Source organism: Pseudomonas sp. KCJK9058 (assembly GCF_046230975.1).
GTDB lineage: Bacteria > Pseudomonadota > Gammaproteobacteria > Pseudomonadales > Pseudomonadaceae > Aquipseudomonas > Aquipseudomonas alloputida.
Map to the genome: position 1 here is coordinate 12,734 of NZ_JBJJLR010000025.1, position 18,030 is coordinate 30,763.

Genomic DNA, 18,030 nt, shown 5'->3' on the forward strand with positions numbered 1-18,030 from the left:
ACAGCGCAATGACAAGTTTGCATGCCGATGAGGCCTTTCTCGACCATTACCAGTTGAGCCATGATCCGTTCGCGCCCCGCGTACCTGGCTTCAAGTTCTTCCCGGCCCAGCGCAAACCGGTGCTTGGCCAACTGCACCACCTGGCGCGCTATAGCCAGTTGATGCTGGTGGTCAGCGGCCCGTTGGGCAGCGGCAAGTCGCTACTTCGCCAGGCCCTGGTGGCCAGCACCAACAAGCAGACTGTGCAAAGTGTGGTGGTGTCGGCCCGCAGCGCCAGCGACGCCTCCAGTATGCTCGCGCAGGTCGCGCAGGAGCTGGGTGTGGCCCAGCCCGAGGTGCAGGCGATCCTGTCGAAGGTGGTGCAGCTGGCACTGACCGGGCAGGAAGTGTATTTGCTGGTGGACGATGCGGAACAACTCGACGAGTCGGCACTCCAAGCGTTGCTGGAGTTGGCGGCGGGGGTTCCTGAAGGGCGTCCGCACGTGTTTCTGTTCGGTGAGCCATCGCTGATTGCCGGGCTGGATGAGCTCAATGTCGAGGAAGAACGTTTCCACATCATCGAGCTTGCGCCCTACAGTGAAGAAGAAACCCGCGAGTACCTGGAACAGCGCCTGGAAGGGGCTGGTCGGGGCATCGAGGTGTTCAGCCGTGAACAGATCGCCGATATCCATGAAAACTCCGACGGCTGGCCTGGCAACATCAATCAGGTCGCCCGTGACACTTTGATCGAAGCCATGATCGCCAGCCGCTCGACGGCCAAGCGACCAACCATGGGGTTCAAGATGCCTAAAAAACATGTGCTCGCACTGTCCGCTGTGGTCGTGGTTGCCGTTGCGGCCGCGGTATTGATGCCCAAAAAAGGCGACAAGGCCCCTGCCGAAGCGCCGGCCGCCCAGGCCCAGTTGCCGCTGGGTGACGGCAAGCAGGGTGCTGCCATCGAGTTCTCTGGCTCGTCCCAGCCAATGCCGCTGCCACTGGTTGGCCAGTCGCAGCCGGTGATGCGCGAGCCGCTGGCCCAAGCCGCAGGCATGGGCGAGGGTGAAGAGGGAGGCCCGGCTGTCGACACCGCGCTGCAGCCTGGCAACCCGCCACCCACCGTGACCACAATCGCTCCGCCACAAGGTGTGCCAGCTGGCCCGGCGCCTGCGCCGGCCCAGCCAGTTCAGTCGGTTGCGCCTGCGCCCAAGCCTGTTGCAACCCAGCCCGCGAAACCGGTTGCGCCGGCCAAGCCAGCACCAGCGCCGACCCAGGTCGCCGTGGCCAAGCCGGCCGCCAAAGCTGCCGAAAAACCAGCTGAAAAACCAGCCCCCGCTAGCGCTGGCAACAGCGGCTGGTATGCCGGACAGAGGCCGGGCAATTACGTGGTGCAGATCCTCGGTACCAGCTCCGAGGCGTCGGCCCAGGCTTACGTCAAGGCCCAGGGTGGCGACTATCGCTACTTCAAGAAAAACCTGCAGGGCAAACCCTTGTACGTCGTGACTTACGGCAGTTTCGCCAACCGCGACGCAGCGGTAGCGGCAATCAAGAACTTGCCAGCGAAGGTCCAGGCTGGTAAACCTTGGCCACGTACCGTCGGCAGCGTCCAACAAGAGCTGGCCACGGCCCGCTGATACCTTCCGGGCGGCATCACCCCGCCGCCCAGTAGCTAAGCGAATTCTAGCTTTCGACTAGCCTGCTGCGCCCGAGCGCGGCAGGCTTTTCTGTCCCGGACTGCCGGCCACAAGCCCCTAGTTGCAGTCATGGCTGAAACGCTTCAGACTCGAGCCAAGCCGCTATCACGGCGCATGGCGCAAAAACATTCAAAATTGCGACATAAATTTTCAATGATGAGACATGAAAATTTGTGGGCGTCGCTGTCGCTGTGCAACAATGGTTTTCCATGACCACCGCAAAAAAGCTGGCGTTTGATCGGCGTGGATGGTAAGTGGTTGTTAAAAAAGAGATTTACCTCCGTTGAGAGGTGAACCTGGTGAGAATGTGTCTATGAAAACAGGTCTGTACCATCCCGAAGAATTCAAGGACAACTGTGGTTTTGGCCTGATCGCCCATATGACGGGTGTGCCGAGCCACCACCTTCTGCAAACCGCCATGCAGGCGCTGACGTGCATGACCCACCGCGGTGGCATCAATGCTGACGGCAAGACCGGTGACGGTTGCGGTCTGCTCATGCAGAAGCCCGATAAATTCCTGCGTGCCATGGCCCAGGAGCACTTTGCTGTCGAGCTGCCCAAGCAGTACGCCGTCGGCATGGTGTTCTTCAACCAGGACCCGGTCAAAGCCGAAGCTGCCCGCGCCAACATGGACCGCGAGATCGTCGCCGCTGGCCTGAAACTGGTTGGCTGGCGCAAGGTGCCGATCGACACCAGCGTACTCGGCCGCCTGGCCCTCGAGCGCCTGCCGCAGATCGAGCAGGTGTTCATTGGCGGTGAAGGCCTGAGCGACCAGGAATTTGCCATCAAGCTGTTCAGTGCCCGTCGTCGTTCGTCGGTGGCCAACGCCCACGACGCCGACCACTACATCTGCAGCTTCTCGCACAAGACCATCATCTACAAAGGCCTGATGATGCCGCGCGATCTCGCGGCGTTTTATCCAGACCTGGGTGACGAGCGCCTGCAAACCGCGATCTGCGTGTTCCATCAGCGCTTCTCCACCAACACCCTGCCGAAATGGCCGCTAGCGCAGCCGTTCCGCTTCCTCGCCCATAACGGCGAGATCAACACCATCACCGGCAACCGTAACTGGGCCGTTGCTCGTCGCACCAAGTTCGCCAATGACCAGATCCCCGACCTCGAAGAGCTTGGCCCGCTGGTCAACCGCGTCGGTTCCGACTCGTCGAGCATGGACAACATGCTGGAGCTGATGGTCACCGGTGGCATCGATCTGTTCCGCGGCGTGCGTATGCTGGTACCGCCAGCGTGGCAGAACGTCGAGACCATGGACGCCGACCTGCGCGCCTTCTACGAATACAACTCCATGCACATGGAGCCGTGGGATGGCCCGGCCGGTATCGTCATGACCGAAGGCCGCCACGCGGTGTGCCTGCTTGACCGCAACGGCCTGCGCCCGGCGCGTTGGGTCACCACCACCAATGGCTACATCACCATCGCCTCGGAAATCGGCGTATGGGGCTATCAGCCTGAGGAAGTGCTGGCCAAGGGCCGTGTCGGCCCGGGCCAGATCCTTGCCGTGGACACCGAAACCGGCCAGATCCTCGACACCGATGCCATCGACAACCGTCTGAAGTCGCGACACCCGTACAAGCGCTGGCTGCGTCAGCACGCCACCCGCATCCAGGCGACGCTGACCGACGACCAGGGCGTGGCCAGCTATGACGCTGACCAGCTCAAGCAATACATGAAGATGTTCCAGGTCACCTTCGAAGAGCGTGACCAGGTGCTGCGCCCGTTGGGTGAGCAGGGCCAGGAAGCCGTTGGCTCGATGGGTGACGACACGCCGATGGCCGTGCTGTCGCAGCGCGTGCGCTCGCCGTACGACTTCTTCCGCCAGCAGTTCGCTCAGGTAACCAACCCGCCGATCGACCCGCTGCGTGAAGCGATCGTGATGTCGCTGGAAATCTGCCTGGGTGCCGAGCGCAACATCTTCCAGGAGTCCCCGGAGCACGCTTCGCGGGTCATCCTCAGCTCGCCGGTCATCTCGCCCGCCAAGTGGCGTTCGCTGATGAGCCTGGAGCGCGAAGGCTTCGACCGCCAGCTGATCGACCTCAACTATGAGCAGAGCGTGGGCCTGGAAGCGGCCATCCGCAACATTGCCGACCAGGCCGAAGAAGCTGTGCGTGGGGGCAAGACCCAGCTGGTGCTGAGCGATCGTTATATCGCCCCGGGCAAGCTGCCGGTGCATGCTTCGCTGGCCGTTGGTGCAGTGCACCACCGCCTGACCGAACAGGGCCTGCGTTGCGACAGCAACATCCTGGTGGAAACCGCTACCGCCCGTGATCCGCATCACTTCGCCGTGCTGCTGGGCTTCGGTGCCTCGGCCGTTTACCCGTACCTGGCGTATGAAGTACTGGCTGACCTGATCCGTACCGGTGAAGTGCTGGGCGACCTGGACGAAGTGTTCAAGTACTACCGCAAAGGTATCTCCAAGGGCCTGCTGAAGATCCTGTCGAAGATGGGTATCTCCACCATCGCCTCGTACCGCGGTGCACAGCTGTTCGAAGCCATCGGCCTGGCCGAGGAAGTGGTGGGCCTGAGCTTCAAGGGCGTGTCCAGCCGCATCAAGGGTGCGCGCTTCGAAGACCTGGAGAACGACCAGAAGCTGCTGGCGGCCGAAGCCTGGAGCGCGCGTAAGCCGATCCAGCAAGGTGGCCTGCTGAAGTTCGTCCACGGTGGCGAATACCACGCTTACAACCCGGATGTGGTCAACACCCTGCAAGCCGCCGTGCAGCAGGGCGACTACGCCAAGTTCAAGGAATACACCACGCTGGTGGACCAGCGCCCGGTGTCGATGATTCGTGACTTGCTCAAGGTGAAAGTGGCCGACCAGCCGCTGGCGCTGGAGCAGATCGAGCCGCTGGAGGCGATTCTCAAGCGTTTCGACTCGGCGGGTATCTCGCTGGGTGCACTGTCGCCGGAAGCCCACGAAGCGCTGGCCGAGGCCATGAACCGCCTGGGCGCACGCTCCAACTCGGGTGAAGGCGGCGAAGACCCGTCGCGCTATGGCACCATCAAGAGCTCGAAGATCAAGCAGGTGGCCACCGGCCGTTTTGGTGTGACCCCGGAGTATCTGGTCAACGCCGAAGTGCTGCAGATCAAGGTTGCCCAGGGCGCCAAGCCGGGTGAGGGCGGCCAGTTGCCGGGCGGAAAGGTCAACGGCCTGATCGCCAAGCTGCGTTATGCGGTACCGGGCGTGACCCTGATCTCGCCACCGCCCCACCATGACATCTACTCGATCGAAGATCTGGCGCAGCTGATCTACGACCTCAAGCAGGTCAACCCACAGGCGCTGGTATCGGTCAAGTTGGTAGCCGAAGCGGGCGTGGGTACCATCGCCGCGGGTGTGGCCAAGGCCTATGCCGACCTGATCACCATCTCCGGTTACGACGGTGGTACCGGTGCTTCGCCGCTGACCTCGATCAAATACGCCGGCGCCCCTTGGGAGCTGGGCCTTGCGGAAACCCACCAGACCCTGCGCGGCAACGACTTGCGTGGCAAGGTGCGGGTGCAGACTGATGGTGGTCTGAAAACTGGCCTGGATGTGATCAAGGCGGCCATTCTCGGCGCCGAAAGCTTCGGCTTTGGTACCGCGCCAATGATTGCCCTGGGCTGCAAGTACCTGCGCATCTGCCACCTGAACAACTGCGCCACCGGCGTGGCCACCCAGAACGACAAGCTGCGCAAGGACCACTACATCGGCACCGTCGACATGGTGATCAACTTCTTCACCTTTGTCGCCGAAGAAACCCGCGAGTGGTTGGCCAAGCTGGGTGTGCGCAGCCTTGGCGAGTTGATCGGCCGTACCGACCTGCTCGAAGTGCTGCCAGGTGACACCGAACGCCAGCAGTACCTGGACCTGTCGCCGCTGCTGGGCAGCTCGCACATTCCGGCGGACAAACCGCAGTTCTGCGAAGTCGACAAGAACCCGCCGTTCGACCTGGGCGAGTTGGCCGAGAAGATGGTTGATATGGCCATGCCGGCCATCCGCGATCAGGCGGGTGGCGAGTTCAGCCTCGACATCTGCAACTGCGACCGCTCCATTGGTGCGCGTGTGTCGGGCGAAATCGCCCGCCTGCACGGCAACCAGGGCATGGCCGCGGCGCCGATCACCTTCCGCTTCAAGGGGACTGCGGGCCAGAGCTTTGGCGTGTGGAACGCTGGTGGCCTTAACCTGCACCTGGAAGGCGACGCCAACGATTACGTCGGCAAAGGCATGACCGGTGGTAAGGTCACCATCGTGCCGCCAGCCGGCAGCCCGTTCGAAACCCAGCACAGCGCCATCGTCGGCAACACCTGCCTGTACGGTGCCACTGGCGGCAAGCTGTTTGCCGCAGGTACTGCGGGCGAGCGCTTCGCTGTGCGTAACTCCGGCGCCCATGCTGTTGTCGAGGGCACTGGCGATCACTGCTGTGAATACATGACCGGCGGCTTTGTCTGCGTTCTGGGCAAGACCGGTTACAACTTCGGCTCTGGCATGACTGGCGGCTTTGCCTACGTGCTCGACATGGACAATAGCTTCGTCGACAAGCTCAACCACGAGCTGGTGGAAATCCAGCGTATCAGTGGCGAAGCGATGGAGGCCTACCGTAGCCACCTGGCGCGTGTCCTTGCCGAGTATGTGGATGAGACCGGCAGCGAGTGGGGGCGTGAGCTCTCGGAGAACCTGGACGACTACGTGCGGCGCTTCTGGCTGGTCAAGCCAAAGGCAGCCAATCTGAAGCAGCTGCTGTCCAGCACCCGTGCCAACCCGCAGTAAAAACAGCTGCAAGTGGCAAGCCTCAAGCTGCACGTAATGGCAGTGAGAGGTTTGCCCGGCTTAAGTGATCGTCTTGCGGCTTGCAGCGTGTAGCTTGCAGCTGCTGTAAAGAGGTTTTGAAAAATGGCTGAACGTCTGAACAACGACTTCCAGTTCATCGAAGTGGGCCGAAAGGACCCGAAAAAAAAGCTGCTGCGCCAGCGCAAGAAGGAGTTCGTGGAAATCTACGAACCATTCAAGCCGCAGCAGTCCGTGGAGCAGGCGCACCGCTGCCTGGGCTGCGGTAACCCGTATTGCGAGTGGAAGTGCCCGGTACACAACTTCATCCCCAACTGGTTGAAGCTGGTCTCCGAAGGCAACATCCTGGCCGCGGCGGAACTGTCGCACCAGACCAACACCCTGCCGGAAGTGTGCGGCCGTGTTTGCCCGCAAGACCGCCTGTGCGAGGGTGCCTGCACCCTGAACGACGGTTTCGGCGCGGTGACCATCGGCTCGGTGGAGAAGTACATCACCGACACCGCTTTCGCCATGGGCTGGCGCCCGGACATGTCCAAGGTCAAGCCAACCGGCAAGCGCGTTGCCATCATCGGCGCCGGCCCGGCGGGCCTGGGCTGCGCCGACGTGCTGGTGCGCGCCGGGGTAACCCCGGTGGTGTTCGACAAAAACCCTGAGATCGGTGGCCTGCTGACTTTCGGTATCCCCGAGTTCAAGCTGGAAAAGACCGTGCTCAGCAACCGCCGTGAAGTGTTCACCGGCATGGGCATCGAGTTCCGCCTGAACACCGAGGTGGGCAAGGACGTGACCATGGAACAGCTGCTCGCCGAGTACGACGCGGTGTTCATGGGCATGGGTACCTACACCTACATGAAGGGCGGCTTCCCGGGTGAAGACCTGCCGGGCGTGCATGACGCACTGGACTTCCTGATCGCCAACGTCAACCGCAACCTGGGCTTCGAGAAGTCGCCGGAAGACTTCGTCGACATGCAGGGCAAGAAAGTGGTGGTGCTGGGTGGTGGTGACACCGCGATGGACTGCAACCGTACCTCGATCCGTCAGGGTGCCAAGGCAGTGACCTGTGCTTATCGTCGTGACGAAGCCAACATGCCGGGTTCGCGCAAAGAGGTGAAGAACGCCAAGGAAGAGGGTGTGAAGTTCCTCTACAACCGCCAGCCCATCGCCATTGTGGGTGAGGACAAGGTCGAAGGCGTCAAAGTGGTCGAGACTCGCCTGGGCGAGCCTGATGCCCGTGGGCGCCGCAGCCCTGAGCCAATCCCGGGCTCCGAAGAGATCCTGCCGGCAGACGCCGTGGTAATCGCCTTCGGCTTCCGCCCGAGCCCGGCGCCGTGGTTTGAGCAGCATGGCATTCAGCTGGACAGCCAGGGTCGTGTGGTTGCCCCGGAGAAGGGCAAGTTCAAGCACCAGACCAGCAACCCGAAAGTGTTTGCCGGTGGCGACATGGTGCGCGGTTCGGACCTGGTGGTGACTGCAATCTTCGAAGGGCGTACGGCTGCCGAGGGTATCCTGGACTATCTGGAAGTGTGACCTGATGATCCGCGCACAATGTGCGCGGTGCTTCAGAGTGAGGAGTTATCTCCTGCTGCATTAGGCATGACCGACTCTCGACACTGAGCGACTCCTTTGTTGCGTAAGTGCTCATTTCGAGGGCGGATCATGAACCGATTCATAAGTTGTGCATTCATTTCCAGTTTTGTGCTGGCCAGTATTGGCAGTATCGCGGCGGAGCCTGACTCATCTTTTGATGGGCCAGGCTTCGAGTCATTCATACCTCCGGATGTGATCGACTTCTCTACGGTTGCAGAGCTCCAGTCGCGCATGTCTGATGGCTCTGTGACATCGATGCAGTTGGTGCAACGGGCTTTGGCACGAATTGGGGCGATCGACCGCAATGGTCCAGCCCTCAACGCGGTGGTCGAGATCAACCCCGATGCACTGGCCATTGCCAACGATCTGGATGCCGAACGTGCCGAAGGACGGTTGCGTGGCCCTCTGCATGGTGTGCCTGTCCTGGTCAAAGACAATATCGACACCGGGGACTCGATGCAGACCAGTAGCGGTTCCCTGGCGCTGGTAGGGCGGCCTGCCCTTCAGGATGCATTTGTCGTACAGCGCTTGCGCCAGGCGGGTGCAATCGTGCTCGGCAAGGCTAATGCTAGTGAGCTGGCTGGTTTCCGGGACTGGGGCATACCATCAGGTTGGAGCGGTCGTGGTGGCCAGGTGGGCAACCCCTGGGGCACCGAGCTGCCAGTTTGCGGGTCCAGCGCCGGGTCAGCGGCGGGTCTGGCAGCAGGCTATGCCCCGCTTGCGGTCGGTACGGAAACCAATGGTTCGATCATTTGCCCTGCGTATTACAACCAAGTCGTGGGCTTGCGGCCAACCCTTGGCCTGCTGAGCCAGGCCGGGATCGTCCCGCTGTCCAGTTGGCAGGATACACCCGGACCGATGGGGCGAACGGTCAGCGATGTGGCATTGTTGCTAGGCGCCATGCAGGGAAATGATGAGCGTCGCGCTGATATGCCCCCCGCGCCTGGGGGCGTAAAGGATTACCACGGGAAACTGAATGCCAGCTCTCTGCTTGGGAAGCGCCTGGGATATCCGCTTTACCGTGGCGATGGTTCCCTGACAATCGACCACCCACACTTCAAGACCCTGGCAGGCCGGCTAGAACGGGCGGGTGCAACCTTGCTGCCCGTGGACATGAAAATACCCCTACTTTTTGCAGAGCAGATGACCGTCTTGAACTACGGCATAAAGCGGGACCTTGCGGCTTACCTGCAAGGACGGCCGGGCATAGAGGTGCGAAATCTTGCTGACCTCATTGCCTTCAATCGAAACTACCCGGGCGAGGAGGGCTATGGGCAACAACTGCTGGAGGACGCCCAGGCGTTGGACATTGGCGAATCTGCATATTGGGAAACTGCCAACAAATTGCGCGATGAGAGCCGGAAAGTGTTGGATGTAGCCCACCATGTTCATCAGTTGGATGCGGTGATAGACCTCTCGGGTGGCCAATTGCAAGGAGTGGGTGCTCAGGCAGGCTACCCCGGTTTGCAGGTTTCAGCAGGCCAGGACGCTGCCCGGCAGCCAGTGGGGCTATATTTTTTGGGCTTGCCCTGGAGTGAAGAAGTGCTGCTATCGATGGGTTTTGCTTTCGAACAGAGCGCGAACTGACATCAAACGTACGGTTTTATGATTTTGTATACAAAACCTATTGACCTGAGACATACCGATGGATAAAAGGCACGGCAATCAGCCGTGCCTTTTCTTTGTGCGTCTGAGAAAATACCCGCACTATTTTTCCGGATGCCGACATGACTGCCCTGAAGAACGATCGTTTCCTGCGTGCACTGCTCAAGCAACCCGTAGACGTCACCCCGGTGTGGATGATGCGCCAGGCCGGCCGCTACCTGCCGGAGTACCGCGCCAGCCGCGCCAAGGCCGGTGACTTCATGAGCCTGTGCATGAACCCGCAGTTCGCCTGCGAGGTCACCCTGCAGCCGCTGGACCGCTACCCGCTGGACGCAGCGATCCTGTTCTCGGACATCCTTACCATTCCCGATGCCATGGGCCTGGGCCTGTACTTCGAAACCGGCGAAGGCCCGCGTTTCAAGAAGGTCATCAGCACCCCCGCTGACATCGAAGCGCTGCCAGTCCCGGACCCACAGAAAGACCTCGGCTACGTGATGGACGCGGTCAGCACCATTCGCCGTGAGCTCAATGGCCGTGTGCCGTTGATCGGCTTCTCCGGCAGCCCGTGGACCCTGGCCACCTACATGGTCGAAGGCGGCTCGTCGAAGGACTTCCGCAAGACCAAGGCCATGGCCTACGACAATCCGCAAGCCCTGCACTTGCTGCTGGACAAGCTGGCCCAGTCGGTCACCAGCTACCTTAACGGTCAGATCCTGGCCGGCGCCCAGGCCGTGCAGATCTTCGACACCTGGGGCGGCAACCTGTCGGCGGCGGCCTACCAGGAGTTCTCACTGGCCTACATGCGCAAGATCGTCAGCGGCCTGATCCGCGAGCACGAGGGGCGCAAGGTGCCGGTGATCCTGTTCACCAAGAATGGTGGTTTGTGGCTGGAAAGCATCGCCGACGCAGGTGCCGACGCACTGGGCCTGGACTGGACCTGCGAAATCGGCGACGCCCGCCGCCGCGTGGGGGACAAAGTAGCCTTGCAAGGCAACATGGACCCGACCGTGCTGTACGCCAAGCCCGAGGCCATTCGCAAGGAAGTGGCGCGCATCCTGGCCAGCTACGGCCATGGCACCGGTCATGTGTTCAACCTTGGCCACGGCATTACCCCGGAAGTCGACCCGGAGCATGCCGGCGTATTCATCAATGCCGTTCACGAGCTTTCTGCGCAGTATCACGGCTGATTCGAAGCTCCCCGAGCGCAAAGGTTGCGAATCGGGGAGCTAGACAGGTTTATTCCTACATATAGGCAAACTGCTTTTCTCTAAAGTCCGGACTCCCCTTGCGCAGAAGGCGCATTCGCTTCCAGTAAATGCGCCCTTGCGCATTTCACCAGCAATGCGTTCGGAGTTCGTGATGAATACAACAAAGACCCTGCGAAAAAGCGTTGTCGCCACCGGTGTGTGGATGGCGATTGCAGGCACAGCTTTACAAGCTCAAATGGCCAATGCGCATGGCAACCTGGCAGATCCACCTTCTCGCGCGGCGCTCTGCCATGCGAACCAGAAAAATCTCAACACCAACTGTGGTGGCGCTCAGTACGAACCGTGGTCAGTCGGTGAGGCGATAGGGCGTTTCCCAGGTGCTGGCCCTGTTGATGGAAAAATTGCCAGTGGCGGTGCGCGTGGCGACTTCGGCGCCCTGGATGAGCAATCGGCCAACCGCTGGCACCTGACCCCGGTCACTGACCGTAACATGCAATTCGACTGGCATTATGAAGCCCCGCATCCGGTTACCTCGTGGGAGTACTTCATTACCAAGGCGGATTGGAACCCCAACGCAGCATTGACGCGTGCCGCTTTCGATGCCACCCCGTTCTGCGTGGTAGATGGCAAGCATCAGATACCCGCTGCTGGTACAGGTACCAACCCGAAGCACAGCTGCACATTGCCGACTGACCGCACGGGCCAGCACGTGATTCTTGGCGTCTGGAAAGTTGGCGATACCGACAAGGCTTTCCATAGCGTTGCTGACGTCGATATCCAGCTCGATGGCGGCCCAGCCCCTGAGTGGCCGCGGCTGGCTGAAATCAGTGCCAATCGTGACCTTGAAGTTGGCGATAAAGTCACTGCACGCGCATTCGATGCCAATGGCGAGCGTACGTCGCACCATGTGAGCATCACGGTCGATAGCGCCGAAGAGGGCATCGCTGCCAACTGGGCCTACAAGCTGGCCAGGCAGATCAATGAAACCCAGACGCTGGTGCGTGCCGGTCAGATGGACACGGACGGCAACATCGAGCCCGTGCAGGGCTCCAACAGCATCTTCGCCAAAGCCGAAAGCGGCCTGACCAACTACATTCTGGACTTTGAAACCGCCGCTGGCGATCCGACCACGATGCACCTGCACGATGTGAAACCCGAGTACACGATTGTGGACGGCACAGGTGGCGTGGATTTCTCCGTCATGACCAACAAGGCCTTGACCGTGACGGCGCGGCTGTTCGACAGCAACAACAAGCAGGTCTCTTACTCGCGCCAGAACGTTAACGGTACGGAACCGTTCGCGCTGAATGTTGTGAGTGGTGAAGGTATGCACACCCTCAAGGTCGTGGGCGTGGACAAGCTTGATCGGGTGCTGCTCCAGGACCAGAAGACGCTGCAGCTCAAAGCAGCAGGCGATGCTTCCTATGACTTTGTCTTCCCTGAATCGCTCTCAAACTACAAAGCGGGTACCAAAGTACTGCAGCCCAAGAATGGCAAGGTCTACGAGTGCCAGCCATTCCCTGCCTCGGGTTATTGCGTGCAGTACTCCGCAGCCGCTGGCCAGTTCGAGCCAGGCACTGGCTCTCACTGGAACATGGCCTGGACCGAGAAATAAGGCATCAAACCTGGCCCCTTGAGGGGGCCAGGCTCTTCGAGTACTCCAAATGCAAGTACAAAAGTATTGCTGGCAGCAGATCCTCCTGCACTGGGTCTCTGCAATGGTCATCCTTTGGGCGCTGATCAGCGGTTTTTACGTGGCGCACATGGATGTCACCCCCGCCACGCTTCACCGGGTCGCCTTCATCAACGTCGCCATGACTACGTTGTTCATCCCTGTATTCCTGCTGCGCTGGCTGTTGCGTCTGACCTGTCTCAAGCCACGAAGCCTGCACGATGATCCAAAGGGCCAGCGCATTGCGCATGTCGTGCACGAGGGCTTGTACTGGACCACGGCGATCGTATTGGCGTCCGGCCTGCTGATGATGGACAGGGCTATAGACGTGTTCGGTTGGTTCTCCATCGCGCCACTGCTGAGCGAGCCGGTCTGGCACCGCGTCTGGTTCTACATTCACATTGCTGCCTGCCTGCTGCTGGCCACGGGGGTAGCGCTGCATATCGCTGCCGTGGTGTTGCATGAACTGAGCGGGCGACGCGTGTTACGGCGGATGCTGCCCTGACCCGGATGAAGCGCACTTCGCATTTGATCTGGCTGGCGTGCGTGGTGGCAACGCTTGCCTGGCTGGCATGGCGGGAAAGGACTTATCCCGTCGCTGCCCCGCCGGCGGTTCCGGCAGTGCCGGTGGAGACACCCCAGCTGCCGGCAAAACCGTTGCCGGCGGCCACCGTGGCGTTGGCGTTCGGCTTCCAGGCAACGCGCCCGCAGCAGGCGGGCCAAGCGGATGTCGCCCTCAAGGCCAGTTTTGTTTCCAGCCAGGGCGAGGCTCGCGCCTTGGTGAAAAGCAATGGCGGTGAGGCTATCTACCGCGTCGGTGACCGCATACCGGGCCGCGGCGTGCTGCGCCGCATCGATGTGCGTTCCATCGTGTTGTGGTCCGGAGGCCGCGAGGAAGTCGTGTCGATGTCCGCGCCCGCTCCAACCGTGTTCCTGCCTGCAGGTGCTGCCGTTCGCCCGCACCACACTCCCGACCCTTCATCCCGCCTGTTGCGGGAGGTGCAATGACTCTCAAGCGATATCTGCGCGTCGCCTCGTTCGGCGCCTGTCTTACCCTGAACTGTTCCCTGGCGCTGGCCGAGGCGCCCACCTGGCAGTTGGCGATGAGCGATGCCGATGTACGCGAGGTGGTACGCGAAGTGGGCGCGATCCTTGACCAGACGATCATCCTCGACCCGCGCGTGCAAGGCCGTATCACAGTCCTTTCCAACGAAGCGCTGGACCGCGAAGGGATCCGCCGGCTGTTCTACTCGGTGCTCAATGCCCAGGGCTTTGCCGCTGTGAACGACGGCCACCGTTTGCTGGTGCTGCCGGCCAGTGAGGCCAAGGCCTGGGCCAACCAGCAGGTGGAGGCGATACCGGCAGCGTTCACGACGCGTGTTTTCAACCTGTCGGGCAGTGTGGCTGCTGACCTGGCCGGGCTGTTACGGCCGTTGGTTTCCAGCAGTGGCTACATTGGGCCGTCCAGTTCGGCCAATGCCTTGGTGGTGACCGACTCCGCAGCCAACCTTGACCGCCTGGAGCACCTGGTTCTGCAACTCGACAGCGGCCAGCGGCATGACCATGAGCTGGTGAGCTTGCGCCAAGCCCGGGCCGATGCGGTGTTCCCGGTGGTCGAAGCAGCCGCTGGAGGGCCCGACAGCGGCGTGCGGGTGCTGGTTGATACGGGCGGTAACCGCCTGCTGATCCTTGGCCCGGCCAAGTCCAGGCAACGCATGGCGCAACTGACACGCTCGCTGGATGTACCAGCACCCGCTACCTCGCAGAACTGGCGGGTGGTGCGCCTGCAACACAGCAATGCCGAGCAGCTTGCCGAAGTGCTGGGCGAGGTGGGCAAACGCCTGGATGGCACGCCGGGCACAAACACTCCGGGCGTCGACATTACCGGCGAAGCCATCGTCAAGGCCGATGCCAGCCAGAACGCGCTGGTGCTGCTGGGCGAGCCGCAAACGTTGGCCAGTGTGGAACAGATCATCCTGCAACTGGACCAGCCGCGGGCGCAGGTGCTTATTCATGCGGCAATCGTTGAAGTCAGCGGCAGCATCGAGGAGGCACTGGGCGTGCAATGGGGCATGGACAAGGGTGGCCTCAAAGGTGGCATTACCTACAGCGAAAGCGGCGCTACATTGGCCGACCTGCTGGGCAAAGAGGCCAAGCTGCCGGGGGGCGCCGCCCTGGCCATCGGCTCTGATCGTTTTGCCGCCCTGGTATCGGCTTTGGCCAGCAACAGCCGCAGCAATCTGTTGTCCACGCCTAGCCTGCTGACGCTGGATAACCAGGAGGCGCAGATCCTGGTTGGGCAGAACGTGCCGTTCAAGACAGGCTCTTACGTGACCCCCGGCAGTGGTTCGGAAAACCCCTTCACCACAGTCGAGCGCAAGGACATCGGTATCAGCCTGAAGGTGCGCCCGCACATCAACGAAGGCAACAGCCTGCGCCTCGAGGTCGAGCAGGAAAGCTCGGAAATTGCACCCAGCGCGGCCGAGAATGATCTGATCACCAACAAGCGCACGCTCAAGAGCACCATCCTGGCCTCCGATGGCGAGATCATCGTGATTGGTGGCCTGATCAAGGACAGCGTGCGCCAGGTGGAGCGCGGCGTGCCGCTGCTCAGCCGTATTCCCTGGGTGGGTGGCTTGTTCCGGTGGCGCAGCGACACCCAGGAGAAAACCAACCTTATGGTGTTCCTGCGCCCGACCATCTTGCGCAGCCAGGCCGAGCGGGTCGAGGCGGGGGGGCGTGCCTACGAAGGGTTGCGCAATGCGGATGATTCGACCTTGCCGAAAGATGCCCGGCGGATGTTCGATACGCGGCGTCTGCCTGACGCGCACCGGCCGCGCCCATGAGCATCGCCCTGCCGTTCAGCTTTGCCCGACGTCACGGCATCCTGCTCGACCACCAGGCAGCCGAGCCTGCTTTGCTGATGCGTGAAGGCGCATCACTGGCGGCCATGGCCGAGGCCTGTAGGCTAGTAGGCTGTACTTGGCCTCTGCGTCGCGTGAGCGATGCCCACTTTGCCGAGCGCCTGGCCCAATGCTACGGCCCAGGCCAGGATGCCGCGCAGGCGGTGGTCCAGGACCTTGACCAGGAAATCGACCTGTCGCGGTTGGCCGAAGCCTTGCCGCAGACCTGCGACCTGCTTGAGCAACAAGACGACGCGCCGATCATTCGCTTGCTCAACGCTTTGTTCAGCGAGGCGGTGAGATCGCGGGCTTCGGATATCCACCTGGAAACCTTCGAGCAGCAGCTGCGCGTGCGCATGCGCATCGACGGCGTCATGCGCGAAGTACTGACGCCGCCCCGGGAGCTGTCTGCCCTGCTGGTTTCGCGCATCAAGGTCATGGCGCGCCTGGATATCGCCGAAAAGCGTGTGCCCCAGGATGGCCGGATCAGCCTGCGTCTTGCCGGCCATGAAGTGGACGTGCGGGTGTCGACCTTGCCTGCCGCCCATGGCGAGCGGGTCGTGCTGCGCTTGCTGGACAAGCAGGCAGTACGCCTCGACATCGATCACATGCAGATGCACAGCTCGGTGCGGGCGGGCTTCATGCACATGCTGGAAAAACCGCACGGCATTTTTCTGGTCACCGGGCCCACCGGGTCCGGCAAGACCACGACGCTGTATACCGCGCTGTCATACCTAAACCAGGTATCCCGCAATATCCTCACCGTCGAGGACCCGATCGAGTATCACCTGCCCGGCATCGGCCAGACCCAGGTGAACACCAAGGTCGACATGACCTTCGCCCGTGGCCTGCGCGCCATCCTGCGCCAGGACCCGGACGTGGTCATGGTGGGCGAAATCCGTGACCGGGAGACTGCGGACATCGCGGTGCAGGCCTCGCTGACCGGCCACCTGGTGCTTTCCACCCTGCATACCAACAGTGCGCTGGGGGCCATCGCGCGCCTTGCCGACATGGGCATCGATACTTGCTTGCTTGCCTCATCGCTGGCCGGGGTGATGGCCCAGCGCCTGGTGCGGCGGCTCTGCGACCACTGCAAGGTCGTCTATGAGGTGGACGAGGCCACGGCCAGCGCTTTGGGCCACCCCGCCGGGTTGCCGTCGCAGCTCTACGAAGCGCAGGGCTGTAGCGAATGCCTGCAGGGTTACAGCGGGCGCCTGGCCTTGCACGAGATGGTGGTGGTGACGCCCACATTGGCCCAGGCGATCCACGCCCGTGCGTCCGTGGCTGACATGTCCGAAGTGATCCGCGCGGCCACACCAAGCTTGTTCCAGCATGGCGTCCAGCGTGTCTGCCTGGGGCAGACCAGCCTGGCAGAGCTGCTGCGTGTGACGGGGCAGGGCTGACATGCCGATGTTCCGCTACCAGGCCCAGGATGCGCAGGGGGCGCGCCAGCGAGGAACGCTGGAGGCACCGGGGGCGCGTCAGGCCCGGCAAACCTTGCGCGAGCAAGGCTTGCTGGTGCTGAAGCTGGCCCCCGTAGGGACATCGCCAATGGCCGGCTGGCGCACAGGTAAAGGCATGAGCCTGGCCCAACGCTCGTTGCTGACCCGCCAGTTGGCGACGCTGCTGCATGCCGGGGTGCCGTTGATCGAGGCCTTGCAGGCAGTCGCCGGCCAGAGCACCCAGCGCCAGGTACGACTGGTGCTGGGAGGTGTTGTTGAGCGGGTTGCCGAAGGCCTCGCCCTGGCCCAGGCTCTGGCGCACTACCCTCAGGCGTTCCCCATGGTTTACCGGGCCACCGTGGCCGCCGCCGAACGCTCCGGCCACCTGGCGGGTGTACTCGAGCGCTTGGCCGAGCATGGCGAGAACCAGCAGGCCCTGCGCCAGAAAGTACAGCTGGCCATGGTTTACCCGGTGATCCTCCTGGTTGTTTCGTTACTGGTGGTGGGGTTTCTGCTCGGTTATGTGGTGCCCGATGTGGTGCAAGCCTTTTCGCGCGACCAGGCGCAGCTGCCGCTGGCAACGCAAGTGCTGATCGCCCTGAGCGATGCCACCCAACATTACGGCTTGGCAGCGCTGGCGCTGTTGGTGGTAGCCGCTGCGCTGGTTGCCTGGGCACTTCGCCAGCCGGCACTGCGCAGGCAATGGCATGGCTTTTCACTGCGCCTGCCGGGCTATGGCGAGTTTGTCCGCGCCAGTGAAGCGGCACGGTTCATCAGTACCTTGGCCATCCTGGGGCGCAGCGGGGTAGCCCTGGTCGAGGCAATGAACATCGGCGCAGCGGTGATCGGCAACCAGATCCTGCGCGAGCGTTTGCTGCAGGCCGCCCGCGAGCTGGGCGAGGGCTGCTCGCTGGCCAATTGCCTGGCACGCAGCGACACCTTGCCGCCGCTGATGCTGCACATGATCGCCAGTGGCGAACGCGCCGGTGAGCTGGACACCATGCTTGAACGTGCCGCAGACCTTCAGGCCAGGCAACTGGCGGGGCGCATCTCGTTGCTGGTGAGCCTGTGCGAGCCACTGATGCTGCTGGTGATGGGCGGCATCGTGCTGTTCATCGTGCTCGCGATCCTGCTGCCGATTCTCAACCTCAACCAACTGGTCAACTGAT

Annotated in this window: 11 protein-coding genes; all 11 read left to right on the plus strand. The window is 62.1% G+C overall.

The genetic code is table 11. From position 1 onward, the window contains the following. Positions 1-8 precede the first annotated feature (8 nt). The 11 genes from ACK59Z_RS14850 to gspF all read left to right on the plus strand — a co-directional run bounded on the left by ACK59Z_RS14850 (position 9) and on the right by gspF (position 18,029). Positions 9-1,610 (plus strand): SPOR domain-containing protein, encoded by a 1,602-nt coding sequence (locus tag ACK59Z_RS14850; protein ID WP_409293333.1) that lies wholly within the window; start codon positions 9-11, stop codon positions 1,608-1,610. A gap of 373 nt (positions 1,611-1,983) precedes the next feature. Then, a complete protein-coding gene (gene gltB, locus ACK59Z_RS14855) occupies positions 1,984-6,429 on the plus strand; it encodes a glutamate synthase large subunit (protein WP_409293335.1) in 4,446 nt (1,481 codons plus the stop codon). Positions 6,430-6,552: 123 nt separating this feature from the next. Beyond that, positions 6,553-7,971, plus strand: a complete 1,419-nt coding sequence (locus tag ACK59Z_RS14860; protein WP_003249156.1) for an FAD-dependent oxidoreductase — start codon at positions 6,553-6,555, stop codon at positions 7,969-7,971. 129 nt (positions 7,972-8,100) lie between these two features. Next, positions 8,101-9,618 (plus strand): amidase family protein, encoded by a 1,518-nt coding sequence (locus ACK59Z_RS14865; RefSeq protein WP_409293337.1) that lies wholly within the window; start codon positions 8,101-8,103, stop codon positions 9,616-9,618. 140 nt (positions 9,619-9,758) lie between these two features. Beyond that, positions 9,759-10,823 (plus strand): uroporphyrinogen decarboxylase, encoded by a 1,065-nt coding sequence (hemE, locus tag ACK59Z_RS14870; protein ID WP_017148005.1) that lies wholly within the window; start codon positions 9,759-9,761, stop codon positions 10,821-10,823. A 172-nt stretch (positions 10,824-10,995) separates the two neighbouring features. Next, positions 10,996-12,459, plus strand: a complete 1,464-nt coding sequence (gbpA, locus tag ACK59Z_RS14875; RefSeq protein WP_047603798.1) for an N-acetylglucosamine-binding protein GbpA — start codon at positions 10,996-10,998, stop codon at positions 12,457-12,459. 49 nt (positions 12,460-12,508) lie between these two features. Then, positions 12,509-13,021 carry a cytochrome b gene (locus ACK59Z_RS14880; RefSeq protein ID WP_108190488.1) on the plus strand — a complete coding sequence of 171 codons (513 nt, stop codon included), beginning with the start codon at positions 12,509-12,511 and terminating at the stop codon, positions 13,019-13,021. 5 nt (positions 13,022-13,026) lie between these two features. Then, the gene (locus ACK59Z_RS14885; protein ID WP_409293339.1) at positions 13,027-13,524 is read left to right on the plus strand and encodes a protein XcpP; all 498 of its coding nucleotides are present in this window, start codon (positions 13,027-13,029) and stop codon (positions 13,522-13,524) included. Further along, the gene (gene gspD / locus ACK59Z_RS14890; protein WP_108190487.1) at positions 13,521-15,362 is read left to right on the plus strand and encodes a type II secretion system secretin GspD; all 1,842 of its coding nucleotides are present in this window, start codon (positions 13,521-13,523) and stop codon (positions 15,360-15,362) included. Before ACK59Z_RS14885 ends, gspD begins: the two co-directional genes overlap by 4 nt. After that, on the plus strand, positions 15,359-16,822 hold the full coding sequence (gspE, locus tag ACK59Z_RS14895; protein ID WP_108190486.1) for a type II secretion system ATPase GspE: 1,464 nt from the start codon (positions 15,359-15,361) through the stop codon (positions 16,820-16,822). Before gspD ends, gspE begins: the two co-directional genes overlap by 4 nt. A 1-nt stretch (position 16,823) precedes the next feature. After that, the gene (gene gspF, locus ACK59Z_RS14900; RefSeq protein WP_108190485.1) at positions 16,824-18,029 is read left to right on the plus strand and encodes a type II secretion system inner membrane protein GspF; all 1,206 of its coding nucleotides are present in this window, start codon (positions 16,824-16,826) and stop codon (positions 18,027-18,029) included. Position 18,030: the final 1 nt, after the last annotated feature.

What these genes read in the sequence shown, in the direction of transcription:
- ACK59Z_RS14860 (WP_003249156.1), top strand. Translation starts at nt 6,553, where the DNA reads ATGGCTGAACGTCTGAACAACGACTTCCAGTTCATCGAAGTGGGCCGA.
- hemE (WP_017148005.1), top strand. Translation starts at nt 9,759, where the DNA reads ATGACTGCCCTGAAGAACGATCGTTTCCTGCGTGCACTGCTCAAGCAA.
- ACK59Z_RS14880 (WP_108190488.1), top strand. Translation starts at nt 12,509, where the DNA reads ATGCAAGTACAAAAGTATTGCTGGCAGCAGATCCTCCTGCACTGGGTC.
- gltB (WP_409293335.1), top strand. Translation starts at nt 1,984, where the DNA reads ATGAAAACAGGTCTGTACCATCCCGAAGAATTCAAGGACAACTGTGGT.
- gbpA (WP_047603798.1), top strand. Translation starts at nt 10,996, where the DNA reads ATGAATACAACAAAGACCCTGCGAAAAAGCGTTGTCGCCACCGGTGTG.
- ACK59Z_RS14850 (WP_409293333.1), top strand. Translation starts at nt 9, where the DNA reads ATGACAAGTTTGCATGCCGATGAGGCCTTTCTCGACCATTACCAGTTG.
- gspD (WP_108190487.1), top strand. Translation starts at nt 13,521, where the DNA reads ATGACTCTCAAGCGATATCTGCGCGTCGCCTCGTTCGGCGCCTGTCTT.
- ACK59Z_RS14865 (WP_409293337.1), top strand. Translation starts at nt 8,101, where the DNA reads ATGAACCGATTCATAAGTTGTGCATTCATTTCCAGTTTTGTGCTGGCC.
- ACK59Z_RS14885 (WP_409293339.1), top strand. Translation starts at nt 13,027, where the DNA reads ATGAAGCGCACTTCGCATTTGATCTGGCTGGCGTGCGTGGTGGCAACG.
- gspF (WP_108190485.1), top strand. Translation starts at nt 16,824, where the DNA reads ATGCCGATGTTCCGCTACCAGGCCCAGGATGCGCAGGGGGCGCGCCAG.
- gspE (WP_108190486.1), top strand. Translation starts at nt 15,359, where the DNA reads ATGAGCATCGCCCTGCCGTTCAGCTTTGCCCGACGTCACGGCATCCTG.